Annotated in this window: 19 protein-coding genes; 12 read left to right on the top strand and 7 right to left on the bottom strand. The window is 67.0% G+C overall.

The window, feature by feature from the left end; all coding sequences use genetic code 11:
- Positions 1–10: 10 nt before the first annotated feature.
- The 4 genes from ACZ4VW_RS26250 (at position 11) to ACZ4VW_RS26235 (ending at position 4,878) form a co-directional block, all read left to right on the top strand.
- Positions 11–811, top strand: a complete 801-nt coding sequence (locus ACZ4VW_RS26250; protein WP_467966472.1) for a sugar phosphate isomerase/epimerase family protein — start codon at positions 11–13, stop codon at positions 809–811.
- Entirely contained in the window at positions 808–2,157 is a 1,350-nt protein-coding gene (locus ACZ4VW_RS26245; RefSeq protein ID WP_467966470.1) for an amylo-alpha-1,6-glucosidase, read from the top strand. The genes ACZ4VW_RS26250 and ACZ4VW_RS26245 overlap by 4 nt, the downstream gene beginning before the upstream one ends.
- On the top strand, positions 2,154–4,082 hold the full coding sequence (locus ACZ4VW_RS26240) for an amylo-alpha-1,6-glucosidase (RefSeq protein WP_467966468.1): 1,929 nt from the start codon (positions 2,154–2,156) through the stop codon (positions 4,080–4,082). Before ACZ4VW_RS26245 ends, ACZ4VW_RS26240 begins: the two co-directional genes overlap by 4 nt.
- A 412-nt stretch (positions 4,083–4,494) precedes the next feature.
- Positions 4,495–4,878, top strand: coding sequence for a hypothetical protein (locus ACZ4VW_RS26235; protein WP_467966466.1), 384 nt, complete (start codon positions 4,495–4,497; stop codon positions 4,876–4,878).
- 142 nt (positions 4,879–5,020) lie between these two features.
- Here the strand turns inward: ACZ4VW_RS26235 and ACZ4VW_RS26230 are convergent, their stop codons facing one another.
- The 3 genes from ACZ4VW_RS26230 to ACZ4VW_RS26220 form a co-directional block, all read right to left on the bottom strand.
- The gene (locus ACZ4VW_RS26230; RefSeq protein ID WP_467966464.1) at positions 5,021–6,490 is read right to left on the bottom strand and encodes a UvrD-helicase domain-containing protein; all 1,470 of its coding nucleotides are present in this window, start codon (positions 6,488–6,490) and stop codon (positions 5,021–5,023) included.
- A 99-nt stretch (positions 6,491–6,589) separates the two neighbouring features.
- Positions 6,590–7,453 (bottom strand): DUF6083 domain-containing protein, encoded by an 864-nt coding sequence (locus ACZ4VW_RS26225; RefSeq protein WP_467966462.1) that lies wholly within the window; start codon positions 7,451–7,453, stop codon positions 6,590–6,592.
- Between the two features lie 156 nt (positions 7,454–7,609).
- Entirely contained in the window at positions 7,610–7,873 is a 264-nt protein-coding gene (locus tag ACZ4VW_RS26220; RefSeq protein ID WP_467966460.1) for a helix-turn-helix transcriptional regulator, read from the bottom strand.
- Between the two features lie 741 nt (positions 7,874–8,614).
- On the opposite strand from ACZ4VW_RS26220, the gene ACZ4VW_RS26215 reads away from it, so the two are divergent.
- Positions 8,615–9,082 carry a hypothetical protein gene (locus ACZ4VW_RS26215; protein ID WP_467966458.1) on the top strand — a complete coding sequence of 156 codons (468 nt, stop codon included), beginning with the start codon at positions 8,615–8,617 and terminating at the stop codon, positions 9,080–9,082.
- A gap of 218 nt (positions 9,083–9,300) precedes the next feature.
- Here the strand turns inward: ACZ4VW_RS26215 and ACZ4VW_RS26210 are convergent, their stop codons facing one another.
- From ACZ4VW_RS26210 to ACZ4VW_RS26200, 3 genes are all read right to left on the bottom strand, one after another.
- Positions 9,301–11,241, bottom strand: a complete 1,941-nt coding sequence (locus tag ACZ4VW_RS26210; RefSeq protein WP_467966456.1) for a hypothetical protein — start codon at positions 11,239–11,241, stop codon at positions 9,301–9,303.
- A gap of 125 nt (positions 11,242–11,366) precedes the next feature.
- Complete coding sequence (locus ACZ4VW_RS26205; protein WP_467966454.1) at positions 11,367–12,458, bottom strand: TIGR02391 family protein; 1,092 nt, start codon at positions 12,456–12,458, stop codon at positions 11,367–11,369.
- Between the two features lie 55 nt (positions 12,459–12,513).
- Positions 12,514–13,092: a hypothetical protein gene (locus tag ACZ4VW_RS26200; protein WP_467966452.1), complete on the bottom strand. Its 579-nt coding sequence runs from the start codon at positions 13,090–13,092 to the stop codon at positions 12,514–12,516.
- Positions 13,093–13,470: 378 nt separating this feature from the next.
- Here ACZ4VW_RS26200 and ACZ4VW_RS26195 point away from each other — a divergent pair, with 378 nt between their 5' ends.
- From ACZ4VW_RS26195 to ACZ4VW_RS26165, 7 genes are all read left to right on the top strand, one after another.
- The gene (locus tag ACZ4VW_RS26195; protein ID WP_467966450.1) at positions 13,471–13,680 is read left to right on the top strand and encodes a DUF6207 family protein; all 210 of its coding nucleotides are present in this window, start codon (positions 13,471–13,473) and stop codon (positions 13,678–13,680) included.
- Between the two features lie 145 nt (positions 13,681–13,825).
- The gene (locus tag ACZ4VW_RS26190) at positions 13,826–14,356 is read left to right on the top strand and encodes a hypothetical protein (protein ID WP_467966448.1); all 531 of its coding nucleotides are present in this window, start codon (positions 13,826–13,828) and stop codon (positions 14,354–14,356) included.
- A 258-nt stretch (positions 14,357–14,614) separates the two neighbouring features.
- Positions 14,615–15,286 (top strand): HNH endonuclease family protein, encoded by a 672-nt coding sequence (locus tag ACZ4VW_RS26185; RefSeq protein WP_467966446.1) that lies wholly within the window; start codon positions 14,615–14,617, stop codon positions 15,284–15,286.
- A gap of 292 nt (positions 15,287–15,578) precedes the next feature.
- Positions 15,579–16,466, top strand: a complete 888-nt coding sequence (locus ACZ4VW_RS26180) for a nucleic acid/nucleotide deaminase domain-containing protein (protein ID WP_467966444.1) — start codon at positions 15,579–15,581, stop codon at positions 16,464–16,466.
- Entirely contained in the window at positions 16,466–18,133 is a 1,668-nt protein-coding gene (locus ACZ4VW_RS26175; RefSeq protein WP_467966442.1) for a WD40 repeat domain-containing protein, read from the top strand. Before ACZ4VW_RS26180 ends, ACZ4VW_RS26175 begins: the two co-directional genes overlap by 1 nt.
- Positions 18,134–18,240: 107 nt before the next feature.
- Positions 18,241–19,776 (top strand): WXG100-like domain-containing protein, encoded by a 1,536-nt coding sequence (locus ACZ4VW_RS26170; RefSeq protein WP_467966440.1) that lies wholly within the window; start codon positions 18,241–18,243, stop codon positions 19,774–19,776.
- Positions 19,777–19,820: 44 nt separating this feature from the next.
- Positions 19,821–20,372 (top strand): SUKH-4 family immunity protein, encoded by a 552-nt coding sequence (locus tag ACZ4VW_RS26165; protein WP_467966437.1) that lies wholly within the window; start codon positions 19,821–19,823, stop codon positions 20,370–20,372.
- 292 nt (positions 20,373–20,664) lie between these two features.
- Here ACZ4VW_RS26165 and ACZ4VW_RS26160 read toward each other — a convergent pair.
- On the bottom strand, positions 20,665–21,184 hold a 520-nt coding region (locus ACZ4VW_RS26160; protein ID WP_467966433.1), incomplete at its 5' end, for a helix-turn-helix domain containing protein.

Raw genomic sequence — 21,184 nt, 5'->3', positions numbered from 1 at the left:
CCCATCGCTGATGCTCAAGACCGCTTGCCAGGAGCAGCTGCTGCCCGGCAATACCCTGCAGGAGAAGTGGGACTTCGCCCAGGCCGCCGGCTACGACGCGATCGAACTGCGCGGCAAGGGAGACCTGAACTTTCAGGAACGTCTCCCCGAGCTGCGTGCCGCATTGAAGGCCGGGGTCGTCATGCCCACCGTGTGTGTGGACATGCTGCACTTCTTCGGGGCGTTCGACGCCGACCAGCGCCGCGACGCCGTCGCGCAGATGAAGTCACAGTTGTCGGTCATCGCCGAGATCGGTGGGCTCGGGGCGCAGACCCCGGCCTCGTACGGGATGTTCTCGCGCCGCCTTCCTCCCTTCGAGCCGCCGCGCAGCGAGGAAGAGGAGCGCACGGTGCTGCTGGAAGGGCTCGCCGAGCTGGGTGAGCACGCTGCCAAGGAAGGGGTGGCTCTCTTCCTGGAGCCGCTCAACCGGTATGAGGACCACATGGTCAACCGGCTCGAGCAGGCCGTCGAACTGATCCGCACCGTCGGACTGGATTCTGTTCAGATCGGTATCGACAGCTACCACATGAACATCGAGGAAGCTGATCCCGCAGCGGCGATCCTCGCAGCGGCCCCCTACATCGGCCACGCACAGGTCAGTGACTCCAACCGTTTCCAGCCCGGCGCCGGCCACCTGGACTGGGCCGCCTGGCTCGCGGCACTGAACAGCAGCGGCTACGAGGGCTACTTGGCTGTGGAATGCCGCTTGACCGGTGACGCGGTCAGCGCTGTCCAGTCCATCCCCGGCTTCCTGCGCAGGTCCGGCGCGTGACCGTCACTCTCACTCCCGCAACTTCAGCCGTGGACAGGGGCCATCTGCGCCGCGAGGCGTCCCGCGTGCTGTTGAACAACTGGACCGGCACCTCCACCGTTCCGTCCCGGAGCCTCTATCCCCATCAGTGGAGCTGGGACTCGGCGTTCATCGCCATCGGCCTCAGGCACCTCTCGCCGCGGCGGGCCCAGCGTGAACTCGAAACGCTGTTCGGCGCCCAGTGGGGTGACGGGCGTGTCCCGCACATTGTGTTCAATCCGTCGGTTCCTCTCGACGCATACTTCCCAGGGCCTGACTTCTGGCGCTCCAGCACTGCTGGTCGCCAGGCTGGGGCGCCGGTCGCAATACAGACGTCAGGGATCGTTCAGCCGCCGGTCCATGCTCTCGCCGCGTTCTTGGTGCACACCAGTGATCCGGAGAAGTCGCGCCAGCGCAGGTTCCTGGAAAGGCTCTATCCCAAGCTCATCGCTTGGCACGGCTACCTCACCGGCAGCCGGGACTTCGGCGGGCATGGGCTGGCGTCGGTCGTGCACCCGTGGGAGCCGGGCATGGACAACAGCCCGTGCTGGGACGCGCCGCTCGAGGCGGTCGAACCCATGCCTGCCGATGCGTTCCGCAGAGCGGACCTTGTGCACGGCGAGGCGACCGACCGGCCGACAGATCTCGACTACGGGCGCTACGTGCGGCTGGCCTCTGATTACCGGGACCAGCACTACCAGGACAGCGGGAAGGAACCTGGATTCCTCGTCGAGGATCCGGGCTTCAACGCCTTGCTGATCCTCTCCGAGTACGCGCTCGCTGACATCGCTGAGGCACTCGGCCTCGATCCCGAGCCGCACCGTGCCCAGGCCCGGGCTCTCACCGGCACGCTGGTGGAGCACCTGTGGGACCAGGAAGCAGGCCTCTTCCTGTGCCGTGACCTTCTCACTGGGCAGATGGTGCAGGAGCTGAGCGTCACGGGCCTGTTGCCGTTGGCCATACCTCACCTCCCAGCCCAGGTGGTCAAAACTCTGCTCCGTACCATTTCGAGCAGTCACTTTGGGCTCGGAGCAGGCACTTCCCTGACACCGAGTTACGACCTGCGCGGCCGCGCTTTCGACCGTTCCCGGTACTGGCGTGGGCCGGCTTGGTTCAATATCAACTGGCTCATCGAGAGAGGGCTGCGCCAGCACGGAGCCGCGGACCGCGCCGACATGCTGCGTGAGGCTCTGCTGGACGCAGCGTCTTCGTCCCGCTTTGCCGAGTATGTCGACCCGTTTACGGCGCAGGCTCGCGGCACGACCCAGTTCAGCTGGACCGCCGCAGTAGCTCTGGACCTGCTGTCCTCTAACCGGAGGCAGCAATGAACGCGTCTCAACTGGTCGTGTACTCCGGCACGTTCGTATTCCTGAGTCCCGAAGGTGACATCTCTGGCACCGTGGGGACCGCTCCAGATGGTTTGTTCGTCCACGATGCCCGGCATCTGAGCCGGTGGCGCCTGACTGTCGACGAATCCAAGCCCTTGGTCCTGGTCGCCGGGGACGCAAACGCCGGTCGTCCTGCCGTACTGACGGCGTCGGCCACACGCGACGAGCCGGCAGCGTGGACGGCGCATCGACGTCAGTCCTTGCTGCGCGGCCGACTGCGCGATGCGGTGCAGTTCACCAACAACACAGCTCAGGCAATGTCGCTGAAGGTCTCGGTGGAGGCGGACGTCGACTTTGCCGATCTGTTCGCGCTGCGCAGCGACAAGCGGGTGTATGACAAGCCCGGGACGCTCGAAACCTTGGACGTGCCGGGCAGGTTCGTTCAGTTCACTTATCAGCGGGAGGCGTGGCGGGCGACAACGACAGTGTCCTCTCTGCCGGCACCTTCGTACGTCACGGCCGGGCCGGGCACTGCTCGTGTGCTGACATGGTTGATCAATCTGCCTGCACACGGGAGTCGAGAGATCGTTCTTCACGTCGAGGCACAGCCTGGCCAGGCTGAGGGAGGCTCTGGGCGTCTCACACCCTTGAGTCGCGCTCCGGAACCCCATGACGCGCTGGCCAAGCTGATCCTCCCCGGTGCCGTCTACGGGGACCTTGCCCTGGCCTGTGAGCAGGGTCTTCATGACCTGACGACCTTGACGATCCCCGTGCCCGGCCTCGAGGGCGAGCAAGTCCATGTTCCGGCAGCGGGGGTGCCATGGTTCCTCACGCTCTTTGGTCGTGACTCCCTGCTGGCGTCCCACTTCGCACTGCCCTATCGCCCGCAGCTAGCAGCGGCCACTTTGCAAGCTCTGGCGGCCACACAGGCAGAAGATTACGACGGAGAGCGGGTAGCCGAGCCGGGCAAGATCGTTCACGAGATCCGGCACGGAGAGCTGGCCCACTTCCGCCAGATCCCCTACGGCCGCTACTACGGATCGGTCGACAGCACTCCCCTGTTTCTCACCCTGCTGCATGCCTACACCGAGGAGACCGGGGACACTGCGCTGGCCGCACGCCTCCAGCCGAATGCCCGGGCAGCGGTGAACTGGATGCTGAACCACGGCGGGCTAGAGCGCTCCGGGTACCTCACCTACGAGGCTGATGAGGAGGGCCTGCTCAATCAGAACTGGAAGGATTCTGAAGGAGCGATCTGCTTCACGGACGGCACCCAGGCAACCGGACCCATCGCTGTCGCAGAAGTTCAGGGATACGCCTACGACGCACTGTGCCGGACAGCGGAGCTGGCCCGCACCGTGTGGGCCGACCCTTCATGGGCGCAGGAGCTCGACGCGCTGGCCACAGGCTTGCGGCAGCGGTTCATTGAGGACTTCTGGATGACCGACTCAGGGTTCACGGCCCTTGCTCTCGACGGTCACGGCCGTCGAGTGGACGCGCTCGCATCAGATGCCGGGCATCTGCTGTGGTCGGGAATCCTCGACGACGAGCACGGCAAGCAGGTCGGCCGGCGCCTGATGGAGAAGGACTTCTTCTCCGGCTGGGGTATTCGCACACTTGCCGCTGATCAACTTCCGTACCACCCGTTGTCGTACCACCGGGGCACCATTTGGCCGCATGACAACGCGATCATCGCGCTCGGCATGGCCCGCTACGGACTCCACGACGAGGTCGCCGTGCTCGCCCAAGCGCTACTGGACGCAGCCGGAACTCAGGGATACCGCCTGCCCGAGGTAATGGCCGGCTATCCACGGCATGAGGATGAAGCTCCTGTGCCCTACCCCCATTCGTGCTCCCCGCAGGCGTGGGCAGCGGCAACGCCCCTTGCCCTGGCCACTGCCATAGGAGCACGGGCAGAGTCCTGACCCTCTGCCTGGCCGTGTCGGCGCAGCCTTCCCAGCTGCGTCGGCACGGCTCTTCTGGTTTCCCGCAAGTGCATGCAAGCGGGCCTCTCACCTTGAGGGCCGGCTGGCGGTCCGATGGGGGCAGCTCACCGGCATGCATGACCGGATCGCGGGCCGTCGTGTCCCGATTGGAGGGCTGACCGAGTGCCGTAACGTGAAAGTCTTTTTGACGGGGGCGGGGCCAGCGGCTGACAAAGGCCGCCAGTTCCCCCTATACGGCGTTAGTGCGGCGCCGATGCCCCCAATACAGAGTCCGGCTCGGCCCGCCGCCCCGTTGAGCCGGCCGGCTCTGGGGCGGTCCGCATCCCGTGGGGGGCTGCGGACCGCTTCTTAGATAGGCTCCGTTTCCGATGCAGGATGTAGAGGGGACTCGATGGCATCTCACGAACTGCATCCGCTTCCGGGGGCACCCGCAACGCGGACGATCCGTATCGGCTGGGACGCGCCATTGGCGACGTATTTTGTCCAGGTGCTCGATGAGGATGACGAGGGTGAGACCGTCAACGTGCTGTGGCGCGGCACCGACCCGTACGAGTTGACCGACGTGCGTATGGCGCTCGCTTTGGCCCGCCCGTACGCGCACGTCGACGACACTCTTGAGCAGATTCTCGTCGCCGAAGCCACGGCCGAGGGAAGACGATTCGCCCGTCGGGTCGGCACCGCAGTGATCGGGGAAGCGACCATCGGACGGGTGACCAACGCCGACCAAGCGGCAGCGATTCTCATCGATTTGCAGCCGCGCGGCAGCCACGCCTGACGGACTGTTCGGCGTAGGCGCCGACCTGGCAGGTACAGGCCCACGCCCACCCTCGATCAGGCGCAGGCCGGTCCAGCGGCAGGCGCTCGTCATCCGCGTGACCCTGTGCTGGCCGGTGGTCATGCGGAGCGGGTGGCGGATCCTAGGCCACGACGACTCCTTCTGGGTGTTGTTCGATCCAGGACAGGCCACCAAGGTCCAGCCGCGTGCGAGTGCGGGTGACGGCAACGTAGGCGAGGCGGGCTTCTGCGTCATCGATCGGTCCTGGTACGGATCGTCCATTGGCGTCATGTTCCTCGGTGTCTTTGGGTGGGGTGAAGTCGCCAGCGATTCTCACCCGGGCCCATTCCCGGCCTTTGGCTTTGTGCGCGGTGGAGACGGTGACCTGTGCCTGCTCCTCTCCGGTGAGGCGGTTTACGGCGGCGAGAATGCTGTCGGTTCCGTGGGTGTCGATGAGGTCGACCAGGGGCTGGAGGTCGCGACCGGATGGGTCGTGGGCGGCGTAGTCCTGAACCGCGCCCCATGAGGCAAACAAGACGAGTTCCGGGTGGCTGGTGCTGCGGCCTTCTTTGAGGTCTCGTGCGGCCAGGGCGAGGGCACGGAGGCATTCTCCGCCGCCGACGAGAGCAACGGCGCGGCCTGCGGCCAGTTGGTTCATGACTTCGTTCATTGCTCCGGCGTTGGTTCGACACAGGACGGCGTCGGGGCGGGTGAGGGGACCGAGTTCGGTGGGCATGGTGGCGCTGCCTGTAAGTCGGATTGGGGCGTCGGCGATCGCCAGCCAGCGGTTGGCTTCATGGGCCAGGAGTGGGCCGAACCGGAAGGACTGCGACAGGGCGAGCTGTGTGCCGGCGAAGCCTGTCATGACGTCCTTGGCGCCGCGCCAGTGGTAGATGGCCTGAGCGGAGTCGCCCACCATGACGAGCTGGGCGTGACTGCGCTGGCTGTTGAAGATGTGCTCGACGACCGGGTTGGTGTCCTGGGCTTCGTCCAGCAGGAGGAAGTCTGCGTGGATCTTGGGGTTGGTGAGGGACCAGATTTTGAGAAAGTGGTCGGGGTCGAACCGGACCGCGCCGCCGTCCGGGTGCTGCAGGTCGGCCCATGCTTTACGCGCGAACGGTACGACGAGCTGGGAGAACTCGTCGCGTAGGTGGGGAGCTTCGAGTCCGCGCAAGGGTGGGACGTGGCATGGGGTGATCACGGGGTCGGCTGAGTGACAGAAGCGGGTCACGGTGCGTAGGACCGTGTTGGAGAGGGTGGTGGGCATGAGGTCGTGGCCGGCGATGCGGACGGTTTTGGTGATGCCGAGGTCTTGCCCTTGTTTCCAGGCGGGCCTGCGGGGTGCGTCGAGTCGGTGTGCGTAGCCGTGTCCGATGGCGGCGTAGGCGAGGGAATGGGCGGTTCTGCAGGCTACGTTGGGCGTGAAGCGGGTGGCGGCGTCGCGGGCGATGGCGCGGTTGTAGGCGAGGTAGCGGCCGCGGCGCTTGGTGCCGTGAGCCAGCAGCGTCAGCGTTGATGTTTTGCCCGTGCCCGCGCCCGCCTGGAGGGCCATGTGGTCTCCGGCGCGGAAGCGGTCGGCTGCGTGGGCCTGTTCGTCAGTCGGGGTGAACAAGGGGGGTTTCTCCGTCGGACAGAGGGTGCGTGGATCAGGGGCTTGGCCTTCGGGTAGCGCTTGACTCGGCTTACGCGCAGTGGGGCGCTGTGCGTCCTGCTAGTGCCTGGGGCGCTGGTGGTTTCGTGTGGGGAGTCGGGTGACGAGGTACTGGCGATGGCGGAGCGGGTCGAAGGGTTCCCAGTCGGCGAGTGCCAGGTCGGGTGCTCCTTGGGTGGCGGCGTGAGCGGGACAGCGCTGGGTGCGCCAACGCACCTGTTCGCGGTAGGTGAGGTGGCTGAGGTCGTAGACGGCGATATCCCCAACAAGGACGGTGCGATGGCGGCGCCGGTGGGGAGTCGCGGGAGCCATAGTCCAGCGGCCGGGTGTCGTCCCTGGGGTGAGGAGGAGTCGGGGGCAGCGGGTGCGGCGCTGGGTCTGCGCGACGCACTGAATGTCCTCGACAGGCATGGTGGCGAGGTAGCGGCCGTAGAGAAGTTGGATGACGGGGCGGGACGGCCTACAGAGCGTTGTAGCGGCGGGTTCGGCGGCAAATTCCGACCCGGGCGTGAAGTCTCCAGTGTCCAAGATGCGCCGGGTGGTGAGGGAGAGCCGTCGGCGGATGCTGGCGAGTGCGGGCGGGAGCGAGTCTGGGTCGGGTCGCGCGGGGCAAAGGGTGCGGTGGGCGACACGGCACCATGGGGTGTCATCGCCGGCGGGATAGGCGACTCCTGAGGCCAGGTGCCATCGGTGGTGCTCGGGAATGACGGCGACAGGCAGTTCTGCGGGGTGGAGGGCGATGGGCCGCCGGCGGATGGTTGTGTGCCAGTCGACTCGATTGCCGCAGGACGGGCATCGACTGCGCTGGGCGATACGCAGGAGACGACTCGGACTGTCTGCCGCTACACGAAGGGCGCGGTGTCGGCGCGGTGCGATTCGGCTGCCGTCCCAGTGCCGGGCGGCTGTATCGGAGATGGGGCGCATGGGACGGGAAGATTCCAGTTGCCGCGCTGTTGAGCTGGTGGCCTGGCGGCGACACCCCTCGATCAGCCCAACGGCCTCGCACACGCAAGCGGCAGTTCGCTCTGAAGTTCTCGCCGCGGTGACCGGTTCGAGTGATCCGCAGAGGCCAGGCCGTGGCTACGGAGCGGTGCCGCCGGGCGGTTCGTGACCCTCACAAAGTGCAGCGAAGAGACCGGCGAGTGGAACGTCGAAGGCGTGGCCCAAGGCGTGCCAGGTTGCGAGTGTTCCGATGGTGCGACCCTGCTCGATTTCGATGAGAGTGCGCCGGGACAGGGCGGTTCTGCTGGCAAGTTCGTCATAGGTCCAGCCGCGCTCGCCCCTGAGGCGCGCGAGCTGCAGGCGTAGCGCGTCGAGGTTGGGTTCGGGCGGCAAGATCGTCACCCGTCCATCCGAAGGTGCAGACCCGTGCCCTGTCAGTGCAGAGGTCTGCCCTATTTGGGCAGGGGTGGAGCGCGCCCCGGAGGGCAGAGGTCTGCACTACGGTGTACCGCCATCACGACACTCCCCCGCGGCCGGCTCTCCTCAGTCCGGACCAGGCGGGCGACAGAGAGGGGCCCGTTGCCGATGAGGCTGTGCACCACACGACTGCCGTCGGCACGCACCTGGACCGTCGAGCTCCGGCCGCACCCCCAAGGTCCGCTCCTCATCTGCACCCACTGCACCCTCGAGACGAAGGCACTCCGGGGCCGCTCCGCACGCTCGGCCGCCCTCGCGCACCTAGCCCGTCACGCCCGCCGTTCGCTGCTTCCCCAGCACCTGCGGACCTGCCAGTGCCAGGAACATGGCTGCCGGTGGCATCCCCGCCACCGCGGCTGCGACGGCCCCCTCACCCTTGTCCTCGCCCGCGAACACGGCGGTCGGCTGTGGCGGCTCGCCGATGCTTGCCTGGCCTGCGCCCGGGCCGTACCCGATGCTTCCGTCATTCCCGACACCACCCTCAGCTCAGCCGCGATCGCCACGCCACGCGCCCAGCGCCGCCCCAGCGGAAGTGGTCACGACGGCTCAGAGCGGATCCTGGTGTGCGACATGCTCAGCTACCTCGCCACCTCGCTCCCGCAAAACCTCAGAGCGGACGCGCGAGTCCTGGCTCTTCAGTGCGCGCTTCGCTCCACGCCCTCTGGCATGGTGCTTCTGCCGTCAGGCCTGATGCGCAGCCTGGCGCTTCCCCAGCTGGGCCCTGCCTGGGAGGACCTCGTCGCCGCAGGCTGGCTCCGCCTCACCAGCCCTGGAGCCGGCCGGCTCACCGATCCCCTCTACGGTGCCCCATCCCAACGTCGCCGGGCCCATGCCGCCGACTGGACCCTACGCGTGTTCCAGCAGCGCGGCACGCGCCGACTCGGGACGCAGGAGCGCCTCGTCACACTGGCCGTCGCCGCGCACACTCCACCGGACAGCACATGCGGGGTCGCCGACAGCGCTCAGCTGGCCCGCAGGTGCGGGCTGACCTCGACAAACCTGTTCAACATGATGCAGCTACTCCTCGAGCACCAGATGCTTCGGGCTTGGACGCTGACTTACGAAACCGGTGATTTGAACTGGATCACAACAGCGGCAGGCAAGGAACAAGCGGGCACAGAGCCGCGACCCTGAGCCGTGTCCCGCGGCGGCGACTGGATGTGGTGAGCCAGCCGGGGTTCCGCCACACAGACCGAATTTTGGTGCATGCCGGGGAGCTGCCTCTACCTAAGCCAACCCCTCTTTCCGCCGGAGGTGGCGCGCGTCCTCCATCCCTGGAGTTCACCGTGAGACAGCCTGGCGACAACTCCGCCGTGATCCGTAAGGCAGTAGAAGCGCTTGCCGGGCAGAAGTTACTTCCCCCTGGGAGGCCTAGGCCAGGGCGTTCCCTGTACTGCGGCGGTCAGGACATCGCCCAGACGCAGCCAGGCGGCCGGGCCGGCGTTTGCTGCGGGGCTGGCGGCGAATCGCGCCCACGCTTCGTCGTCATCGCCGAGTGTGCTCGTCACCAGTGAGACCACCGCAGTGCTGGCTGTGCCACGCGCCCGTCCGCCGACGGTCAAAGCCGTCCATGCCGGCAGAGCCAGGACCGCGTCGGACGGACAGTCCGGGATCCGAAGCACCAGCGCGGCCCACGTTTCGCGTAGGTGCGGGCCGCCACCCAGCCGCCTACGCAGGTCAGTCGTAAGCTGCGTCAGTGCCGCCTGGGGGTGGGAGTGCCGTGCCAGGACGTCGCCGAAGGAGAGTTGGGAGCGACGAGATCTCGACACGGCGTAGGAGAGCAGCGCCTTCTCCACGAGCTCATCGTTGCCTGGGTGACGGGACAGGTAGTCGTCGAGGACGTCGTCGGATGCGTGAGCAAGTTGTTCCAGGGTGACCTGACTGGCCTCACCCAGGGCAGAGCGCCGCGAGGCTGCGGCCGGGTCCTGGAGGAGCCGGGTGAGGGCTGTGTGCAGTTCGGCCAGTTCTCGGTCCTGCTGGGCGCTGTCGAAGTCCGCTGGCTCTCGGAAGGATCTGGGGTGGGGACGGTAGTGGTCGAGCACGGTTCGGGCTTGGTCGCGGACCTGCGGGGACAGAGCGGGCAGAAGCAACAGGAGGGTGTGCAGCCAGCGCAAGTCCCGGGGGCGCGGGCGCAGCCGGATGGTTTCGGGGCGGGGTTCGAACAGCTCGAGCGCCTGGACGGCGATGCCGGCGAAGCGCTCCGCAAGGGTGGCAAGCAGTTCGTGTGAGGCCAGCCAGACCTGTGGCTGGCCGTAGCGGTTCTTGGCGTCGGAAGGGTTGAGGAGGTGCCGCCAGGATCCTTCTGCCCGGGAAGCCACCCAGAAGACAGCTGTATGCAGGCCTGTCTCGCAGAGGGCGGGTTCGTCGAGATGCTCCTCGACTCGGCGGCGCTGGTTGGGCGTGAGGCAATGCAGATCGGGCGCGAATCGTGTGCGGACCTCATTGTCCGGCGTGCCGTCCCGCAGTGCGCGGCACACGCGGGTCGTCAGCGCTGCGCGGGCGAAGTCGGCGAGGTCGTACAGGGCGACTTCTTCCAGGAGGGACGGCTCGACATCCCAGGGAACCGTACCCAAGAGGTGGGTGCTGATGTTATTGCTGGCACGTGAGCCTTTGGCCCAGGCCAGTAGCTGGCGGTGGCGGCCGGTGTGGGTGGTGGTGACGCGCTCCCACAGGGTGTTCCAGGCATCCAGAGCAGCGAGGTAGGCGTCGAAGCGGTCCGCGCCGTCTTCTTTCTCAGTCTCGGCCAGTACGGGCTCGGTGGGGAGAAGCTCGAGGGCAGCGTGGAAGACGACGTCGTCGAGTTGGTCCTGCCGTAGAAGGATCTGCGCGGCGCTCGGCTCCTTCAGGAGCTGGGGTGTCATCAGTTGGCGGTGGGGTCCGCGGTTCCGCAGCTCGGCCACGATCGCGTGGGCCAGTGCCTCGCCGCCCTGTTGTCGGCTCAGGGCGCCGAGCTCGGGGATGGAGCAGCGGCGAAGGGTCGTGACGCGCAGTTCGGCAGGGCAGGAGGGATGAGCGAGGGCGGTGGCGGCCAGGTTCATGGAGTAGCGCGCGTAGGAGTCCGGTTCCTGGCTGAGGTCGCTGTCGATGGCGGCGGCGAGCATCCACTGGGGCGCCGACTCGCGAAGTGTTCCTTGCAGCAGATCTTGGATGAGGTCGCTGCGCGCGCCGCTCTCCGGCAGGTCCTTCACACGCTGTATCGCCATGCGAAGGGGCGGGGATGCGGGCTTTGCGATGGTGGCGATCGTCCGCAGGAATTCAACGGGCAAGCCAGAGCGCGGCTCTTCGTCAGGCATGGAGGGTTCCCCAGGTCGTCGTCAATTGCGTTCATCTTGGTGCACCCCACCGACACAGCGGGCGGGCAGTGTGCCACTGGGTTCCTTGCCTGTCGGCGTGTGGGAGCAGCCTGCGGGCTTGCAGTTCATGGGCCGGGGGTCGGAGCCTTACGCTCGGCCTGGTCCAGGCGCCGCATCAGGAAGCTGGCGAAGGCGAGCATCTCAATGGCTTCAGCGGGGTCCTCGTCGAAGGGCTCGCCGTGGGCATGAGGGTTGCGCAGGGCTGAAACCGCTCCGGTGAACAGGTCGCGGAAACCATCACGCTCGCTGCGCAGAGAGCCGGTGCTCGAGGACCGCGTCACGTGAAGCAGGGGTGCGTCGCCTCTGAAGGCCAACCCCCTGAGCCTCCTTCCCGCTTCTGCGGATCCAGTGAGGTGTTGAATTCGGTGCTCGACCGCGCGAAAGGCCTCCATGACTGCCTGGCCTGGATGGTCGCCTCGGTAGAGCTTTTCGCTGGCGTGGGCGATGGCGGGGTGCAGTTCGCAGTCCAAGGTGAACGCAGCGCGTGGGGTCTCGTCGCCTGAGGTGTTCTGCAAGGCTGGCGAGCCGATGACGACAGGGAAGTTGGGGGCGAGTGCCTGGGTGCGAAGCCGCCAGTAGTCGCCGATGTTCCTGACCTCGCGATAGGGGCGGATGCGGCGATCGGCATGCAAGGTCCACGCGGAGGGGTCGCCCTGGGGGAATCCTGAACCGACGACGCCCGGTTCCGATCGGGTGAGGAGGAACGCCAGGCGTAGGTCGCTGCCCGCGATGCTGGGGGGCAGGTCGAAGTCGGAGGCGGCTTTCGCGGCGGTCAGGGTGGGACGTTCATGGCTCGGGGCCGTGGGCCAGAGCCGCTCTATCTCAGCGAGCTTGCGGATCAGTGAGACGAAGAGCTGGACAACGTCCGCGGAGCCTTGGCATCGAGCAGCTCCCGCGATGGTCAGGGGTATGCGTGTGTCGTGGCTGGGCTCTGGCCGGGACGGGTCGGGGAATCCCTGTGTCAAGCCTGCCGGCATGCTCTGCAGAGCGGTGACGGCGTCCATGCCGTTCTGGTCGAGCCGGCGATCGACGTAGTCGAACGGCGGCCAGTCGTAGGTAGTACTGAAGTGCTCCCAGGCCACTGTCATCAGTGCTTGCTGGGCGTCATCGTCCGGTCTGGGCAGGTCCTGCACTCCCGGCACACGTATTTCCACCACGTCTCATTGTTGCTTCGCTGGCGCCTGAATTCGCTGGATCGCGCAAACTCGAGGCCTAAGCGCCGCGACTGCGGTAGCAGCCCGCGACCAGCCAGTGCACCTCGCGTCGCGCTGGTCGTCGAGGAGCTGCCGTTTCGGCACGGCAGGCTTTCAGGGCGGCGACAACGTCCAGCAGGCGCTGCTCCTCGCTGACCAGGCGAAACCCCGGGGCTTCCTCCATCCGGTCGCGTATGTCCTCGGCAGCGTGCAGGAGATGGAACTCTGGGCGGGTTGCACAGCGCGACGGACGCCAGCCGCCACAAGTTGTGCGCAGCGCGGTGACGCAGAAGTGGGAGCAGACCGTCCAGGACATCGTCCATGAACGGCTCGGCCACGGCGATGGCGTCATCACCGCGTCGGTCAGTGCCCGGCCCATGTAGTCGCAGTGAGCGCGAGGATACTGTCCCGGAAGACGAAGCGAGACCGCGCGGGCTCTGTCCGCCAGGCCGGCGGGCAGACGCAGCCGCAGAGGTTTGTCAGTGCGCGGGTCCTTACGCCAGCGAGGAGGCGGCGGGTAGCGCAGCACAGTGGAGATGTGCGTCAGCCGGTCCTCAGGGTCTGCCAGCTCCTGGCGCTCTACGTGTTCGGTCAGCAAGCGGCGAACCGTCGCGTCCCTGGAGGCGCCGTCCCGTGCCATGACGGTAGCCAGCGCGTTCAACGCGCAGGGCGGGAGGCGGACGTTGGTCTCTACAAGGACGGGACTGCCAGACATGGCGGCATTATCGGACCCGCACCGGCCGAGGTGCTCCTGCCTTCCGGCCGCGAGGCACCCTGTGGGCGCGGCATGGAAGGCCATGCGGGACAGCCTCCCAAGGGGCGCGCCCGGGGGCGCTGCTCATTTTGTGCGGCTCGGACTAAGCACGTGAGCGGACACGCGACCAGCAAGAGGCTGCACGTCCACGGCGATCACTCGTCCGGGCGGTCGCACGGCCCACCGGCGAACCGCGCGCCGCGCCATGCCGTCGCAAGGAGCATGCACATCGACGAGCAGCACATCGCTGAACCGAGCCTGGTGGTCCTGAACATCACCGCCGCCGACGAGGGCACCGCCCGCGACGTGATGGACGGCCTGCAGCAGCAGTGGGCCACCTCCGGCATCACCCCGGTATGGCGTACACCGGGTGAGGCCGGGGTCGCGGCGCGGGTGTATGCCGACATCCGACGCCCCGGCACCGCGCGCTAGCGAAGGTCCCTGGGTCCGGTCGTACGGCTTGCCAGCAGCTCGCGACCATTTCTCCCGGTATCCCCATCTCCGGTGCTCCTCGGGTGCGATGATCCCACTCGTCTGGACGCCGCCCCCCTCCTTTCTTCTGACCGAAAGGCCTTTTGTGAGCCGTACCGTACGCATCGCCGCACTCGCTTCCGCCGCACTCGCTTCCGCCGCACTCGCCGTGGCCACCCTGGCCACGCCGAGCCAGGCAGCCTCCACCACCGGCGCACTCATGCTCACGCACGTGCGGCCCAACGCCGCCGGCGCCGACACCCGCGACGGCACCCAGCTGAATCTCAACGGCGAGTACTTCGTCATCAAGAACGTCACCACCAGGACCGTCAACACCAGCGGCTACGTCCCCGACATCACGACCAACACCTACGGGCGCACTCTGCCTTCCTACTACCTTCCGGCCGGAGCGAAGGCCTACGTGCACACCGGCAGCGGCCGCCACTACCGCGACAGTACGGGCGCACACCACATCTACCGCGGCTACGCCCGCCACGTCCTGCTCAACACCAGCACCGCCACAAACCCGGACCTGCGGCTGAAGAAGCCGGGCAGCCTGGACAACAACACGGCCACTGGCAGCATCACCACCTGCAACTGGAACACCGCTGCCGACGGTACGACGTACTCCTGCTGACAGGACGCATGGCGCCCCCGGATCCCCTGGATCCGGGGGCAGACGCTGATCTCCTCCAGGCGGTTCCGTCGACTGCGACGTACTCGAGGAGGATGACCGTGATCGGGGGTCCCGCACGCGAGGCCTTCGGGCACTCCACTGATGCGATCCGAGAGGACTGTGGCGGACCGTTTCGCCGGTGAACCTCTTCACCCACGCGGCTGAGCCTCGCACCAAAGTGCTGGTCGCCGGGTGGCACCAGTCGATATCCCAACCTTTGTGATCACCAACGTTGCTCGCGGCCTCGCCGCGCTCTCCCTCGCCCTGGCCCCGCTCGTTCTGCCCGCCTCCGCCCAGGCGGCACCCGCTGCGCAGACCTTCCCGCTCACCTTCGCGCTCGACCAGATCCCAGTCGAAGACGAGAGCAGGACCGGCTACACCCGGGACAAGTTCCGCCACTGGAACACCGGCCTCGACCCCGCAGACGGCTGCAACACCCGCGCCGAGGTCCTCCTCGCCGAGGCGACCGAAGCCCCGCCGGTCGCGGCTGGCTGCAAGGTCGGGGAGAGCGAGTGGCTGTCGTACTACGACGAGCAGGAAGTCACCGACCCGGCCAAGCTCGACATCGACCACATGGTCCCGCTCGCCGAGGCCTGGGACTCCGGCGCCTCCGCCTGGGACGCGAAGCGACGTGAGGCATACGCGAACGACCAGGACGCCGCGACCAGTCTGGTCGCGGTGACCGCGCGGACGAACCGGCAGAAGGCCGACCAGGACCCTGCGACGTGGATGCCGCCAGCCCCGGGCGCGACCTGTCGTTACCTCGCCGAGTGGACTGCGACGAAGCTCCGCTGGGGCCTGACCGCCGACCAGGCTGAGATCGACGCCATCAAGGTCTACGCCGGCGGCCCGTGCGAGAAGCAGGTCGTCCACTACATCCCGGCCGCGTAGGCCGATGCTGCGGTCGAGCGCGGCCGGCGGGCCGCGCTCTACCCGTGATCAGCGGCGGAACTCGTAGCGGTGGAGGCCGGCCTTATTGCGCATTCACGGCGTCTTGGCGTTCCCTACGACTTCAGCGCGGGCCCTGTTTACGCTCGGCGGCCAGGACGTATCGCCATCGGTACTCAGACCGCCCGCCAGCTCCTCAGCCGTGCGTGCTCCACCCCTCAAGAGCAATCCGGCCTGTGCTGACGACTATGGTCGTCTGTGACGATCGGCCGCCTTCCTGTTCTGCGAGGTTCCCATGCCCTCCCCCGCCCCGGAGCGCCGCGACGAGCTGGTGCAGCATTTCGGCCGTGAGGGCCTGCGACGGTTCCCCCGGGCCGGTCTGCTGGGTGCCCGCCTGCCGGAGACTGCTCAGGTTCTCCTGGAGGAGACCGGCGTACCGCAAGGCGTTGCTCCCTACTTCGAGGCTCCGGCTGCCGATGATCCGGTAGCTCTTGGCGTTGTCGCCGCGCATTCCCAGGCGCCGCGGCCGCACCATGCGATGGAGAGCTGGCCGCGCGTCGGGTTCGACGGTCTGGCTCACTTGTGCGTGCGGCCGGACGGTGCGGTCCAGGCCGTCCTGCTGCAGGACGTCACGGAAGACATGTTCGTCAACACGGACGTTTCGGCGCTGGGGGCTTCGCTGCTTGTCCTGGATCGTGCGCTGCCGATGATCGCGGCAGCTGCGGGGCTGGAGGAGGCCGCGGGGGTCTTCCGTGAGTTGAATGCGGAGCTGCGTCGGATTGATGCGGCGGCCTTCGAGGAGCGGGAGTCCTGGTGGCCTCGCGTGCTCGACGACGTCCGGCACACGCTGAACTTCCCTTTCTCCGCGGCGTTCGAGTATGTCGATGCCGCTGGGACCAGGCAGGTGGTCACGGAAGCCACGGGGCCGGGACGGCCGCATCCTGAGGAGATCATCTGGCGCCGCCTTGCGGGGGAAGGTGTGCAGCCCGGTCAGGTGCGCCGTGTCTACTGTGAACTGGAGCCGTGCGTCATGCCCGGTCATTACTGCGCGGTGTGGATGCAGGAAACTTTTCCGCAAGCGGAGTTCACCCACAGCTTCGACTACGGGAGCACGGCGGAATCCCGCGAGGAGGGATTCAAGGAGCTGATCGCCCACGCCGCCGAGCAGGCGAGGCGTCACTGATGCGGTGGGAGCGTCCTGCAGCCGGCCGTGAGCCTGCGGCCGCAGCGCTGCTGGGTTGGCTGGCCGACCCGCAGGCCCCACGCCTGTGTCTGGTGTCCGGCTCGGAAGGATGCGGGAAGTCGGAGCTGCTCGCCTGGCTCGTGCACCATGGCAGCCAGAGCGGGGCTCCGTCTGAGCGCGCCGTTCACGCCGTCGTTCCCTCCGCGGGGCAGAGCCTGCGGGGCACGGTGTGGTCGATCGCCGATCAGCTCGGTGTCGTGGCGCGCGCTCCAGGGGAGCTCGCGGTGGCGTTGAGCCGTGACCCTCGCCGCACGGTGATCGTCTTGCCTGATCTCCACGACGAGGATGTCACCGGGCTCGTGCTCGAGCTGGTCCGCCTGCCTCACGTGCGGTTGCTCACCGAGTCCCGATCGGGGAGCCCCGCGCATCATGTGCTGGCCCACGCGGAATGCGCGGAGCTGGACCTGGACCTCGCACAGTGGAGGGACCAGCGGCGCTTCGAGCAATGGCGGGCGGCTCAGCCCGACGGCCGGGACACGGCTGGCCCGGCACCGGTGCAGACTGGTGTGGATCTGTCTGATCCGGTGGCTGTTTGCGAAGCCGATCCGTGGGAGGTCACGGCGGCCTACGACAGGGCCGACGATGACCACGGCGGGCTTCGTGCTGCCTGGTTGCGGGCAGGGCAGTCGCTGTGCAGGGAGCAGCCACCAGCGTCTCGTGCTCTGGTCCTTCTCAGTTTGTTGGGCGACAGCGCGGATCCCAGGGTCGCGCCTGAGCTGCGTGAGGTTGCCGCGGGCGCGGACTGGGGCATCGAGTGGAGCCGGGTCCGCGGGGATCTGACTCCGCCCTGGCCTGGTCCTGTCACGGCACTGGCGGTGGGCAAAGGTTCCTTGGCTGATTGCCTCGTGGTGGGCGGACCCGATGGCACCGTGAAGGCGGTCCGTACGGCGGACGCCGGCGCGCGCGGCCGTTTGCCACATAGCCGCTCTCGGCCCGTGGCAGTGGCCGTCATGACAGATGGCACCGTGCTGATGCTCGACGAGCACGGTCGCGTCGAGGCCGAATCCGGCTGGGCGGCCCGCCCGGCGGGGGCGGGTCTTGCAGGGCTGCTCGACGAGGGCCCGACCAGCGCGCAGCGTCTGCTGGATTCGCTGGAGGGACACTCCGGCACGGCTCTCGCCCACGCAGCGGAGGGCGATCTGGGGATCATGGCGCTTGGCGATGCCACCGGCACCGTGCGAGTCTTCGGCGATGTCACTGACTCCGCCCGGCTGCATGACGGCCGGGTGAACGCCCTGGCCGCTCTCAGTATCCCCCTGGACGGCGACGTGGCCGTGCCGCTCATCTACAGCGGCGGAGCCGACGGCACCGTCCGGGCGTGGTCGCCCGGCAGTGCCCCCCTGACCCCACCCGTCCTTCAGCGACCCTGTCCCGTTGTGTCCCTGGATGCCGCGTTCACAAGAAACGGGCCTGCGACCGTGGTCGCTTGGGGCGACGGGACGGTCGAGTGCGTCCACTGGGACACGGGCGTGCAGCAAACGTTCCGGCCCGGGCCACCCGTCCGAGCGGTTGCCCTCGCCGCGGACAGCCGCGTCCTGGTCGGCATGGACGAGGCTCTGATCTGCCTCGTTCCCCAGGCAGCCACAGGTGACGGAGGTATCGCGTAGCTGCGACTGCCCGGCTGACTGATTGCACAGCGTCCTCACCTGTGCAAAGTTGACGGGCGATCAGTCGCCGGAGAGGGTGGGGAGGTTGCGCTGAACGGGGGTTTTGCATGGGGATGACGCTGCCTGACGACCTGGTCGAGGTCTTGGACCTGGTGGGCGTCGACTGGCCGCAGATCGACGAGGACGAGGTCAAGGCGTCCGCGAAGGACTACCGCAAGCTGGCCGAGGGCATACGCGACGCGGTCAAGGAAGGCAACAACGCCTGCTCCCACATCGTCGCCGGTAAAAGCAAAGGCGAGACGGTCACAGCCATCGACCGACGCTGGGGCAAGCTCACCACCAGAGACCTGGCGACCTTCGCCAAGGGATGCGACGACCTCGCCGGCGCACTGGACGACTGCGCCGACCTCATCGTCGGCTGCAAAGTCGCGATCATCGCCAAGCTCACCGCGACCGCCGCGACCGCCACGGCCGGGGTCGTCGGCATGTTCTTCACCGTCGGTCTCAGCGGCCTGCTGTCCGCCGCGGCCATCGGCGCCGCACGGCTCCTCATTCAGGAAGCCATCGACTACGCCATCGATCAGATCACCTCGATCGTCACCGACAAGATCGAAGGCAAGATCCTCACCGAGATCGACAAGCTGTTCTCCGACAAGCTCGGCGGTGGAGCGACTCATGACGTCATGGCTTCAGGCAGCGCTGACATGGCCCAGGACCTCGTCATCGAGTTCGCCGAGTTCGAACTTGCGGCTGGCGACTACCAGAAGACCGCCACCAACTTCGACAAGAAGAAGGGCGAGTTCAAGGACGGCGGAGCCGGTCGCAAGTCCTCGGTGAAGAAGGACAGCCGGTTCCACAAGCTCGCCACCGTCATGGACAAGGCCGAGGACGCGGTCGACAAGAAGGCCGACGAGATGGTCAAGACCCTCGAGGACCACGGCGGCAAGATCGACAAGAGCAAGGGCAGTCACAAGGACCACGAAGACGACGTCAAGGAGAAGCTCAAGAAGTGCGACAAGGACCACGATGACGACGAGGTCCGCACTTACTTGCTTTCCACGGACGGCACTGTGGAGCGTCTTCTCCCCAACGGCACAACCAAACCCTTGGACAGCGTTGATAACGCCAGATTGGACGGGATCCTCGATAACGGGAAAGCGTGGCGGCCAACCTCACGGCGCGACACAGACGACACGAAGGTACCCAACACCCACACTAAAAGGGTCGTGTCGACGAAAATCAGCGACCTTGATTCAGACCCTCTCGTGCAAGCGACGCAACAGGCGCGGTACCACAGAAACGACTACACCGGCAGCAACTACGCGGCAGGCCGCTACATCGACCCCGATGGCAGAGGAGAAAGCATCCTTGTCGGGCACAGCGAGAACCCGAAGGGGTTCCACTCTGAGCGCTCCATCGGCTATCCGATCCTGCATAACAACAAGCAATCAGGCCTGACAGAGGTCTTCACCGAACGAGAGCCCTGCCAGAAGTCGCCTAGTTGTGACAGATGGCTCGACCTACATTTCCCCGGAACTGATGTCCGGCATGCAAACGACTATAATCAGTCCGTTCCCCGACATCTGCGGGACAAAGAGCATCAAGGTTACATGGATGCCCTGAAGACCGCGCACGGACGCTGAAGCCTCGCCCCTATCCGCGCCCAGACCATTCCGACAGGGTTCCCATGAGCTACGCAGTCACACCGGACGAGCTGATCCGCCAGTACGGTCTCTCAGGCGTCGTCTACTTTCCGCGCTACGAACACCAGCCCCGTCTCGACGAGAAGACGGCAGGCTTCCTCAGCTCGGTCGGCCTCCCGCACAGCGATCAGTTCATGACGCGCACCGAAGGCGAGTCGATCAAGCTCTCCGATAAGTTCTCGGACCCCGAGAAAGACGGCGACCTTCCTGCCGAATGCACCTCCTGGCTCGAACTCGGATGGTTCCAGTACATGACCCTTGCCCTCGATCCGGTCGACGGCAAGGTGTACGCCTTCCCCGAAGGCACCCCCCTCGAGGAGTACGAACAACTGCACCGCGACGTTGAGTCACTCGTTTACACCGTTCTCGCTTTCGAGAAATTCGCGACCGCATGCTCGTCAGGAGCTGACCTCGATACCCTTGAAACCCGTTTCAAGGACCAGATCAACTCCTTCGATCCAGTCCCGTTCTCCGGCGAAGAGTCGCAGTGGTCACGCATCATCGAAGGCGTCCTGGACGAAAGCTGGACAGCCTAGAGCCGAAGCCTTCCACACGAGCGTCGCGGCTCTGGCCACGTCGCTCGTTCCCGCGTTCGAGATCCCGGTTGGGAGGGTGTCGGCATGCCGAAAACCGGCTGCCCTGCCGTGACTCAGGAGTCGTGATCTCCCAGGGGAGCACTGTTGGGCTCGTCGAGCCCTTCTCGGCCACTGAGCTGCCGCCGGCCATGGGCGGAGCCCTCCCGTTTCGTGTGCCCCGGGCGGAGGCCGTGCTGTCCCGTCCGCTACCAGTTTGCGTACCTCGACCCAAGAGTGACTGGAACTCGGGCGGTCACCGGCGTGAGCGCCAGGTGCGGATCTCGAGGTGGAGGATGCGTGCCTCGGGGTGGATGCGACTGGTCTCGACGAGCCATTGGTGGATGGCTGCGGTGATGTCGCCTCCGGTCTGGTCCGTGCGCTGGGCGAATTCGCGTGCGTCGAAGCCGCCGGTGGCTGAGGAGCCGTAGGAGCGTTCTTCGGTGTGGTCGGCGCGCTGAATGACGTCGCGGCGGATGCCAGGTGAGTCGGTGCGGCTGCCTGCAGGGTGTACGTAGGCTGCCTTTGCGAGGCGGACGGTGAAGGCTAGGCGCAGATTCTGGCGGGCGGCCTCGGCGATGAGTGTGCGCAGGCGCGTGGAGCCGGAGGCGATGGCTTGGGCGCCGGCACGGCCCGTTCCGGTGCCGGCGGGGGTGATGATGACGGCTTTGGTGCGTTTGCGGGCGCGGGCGCCGGAGCTGGTGGTGCGTCGGGTGATGTGAGGGGCGGCGACAGCGGCGAGCTCCTCTGGGCTGGCGACACCTGCCCGGACGGCC

Source organism: Streptomyces sp. NPDC029139, from assembly GCF_055564335.1.
The sequence above is the reverse complement of the archived record's forward strand: the minus strand, read 5'-3'. Positions and strand labels throughout refer to the sequence as shown.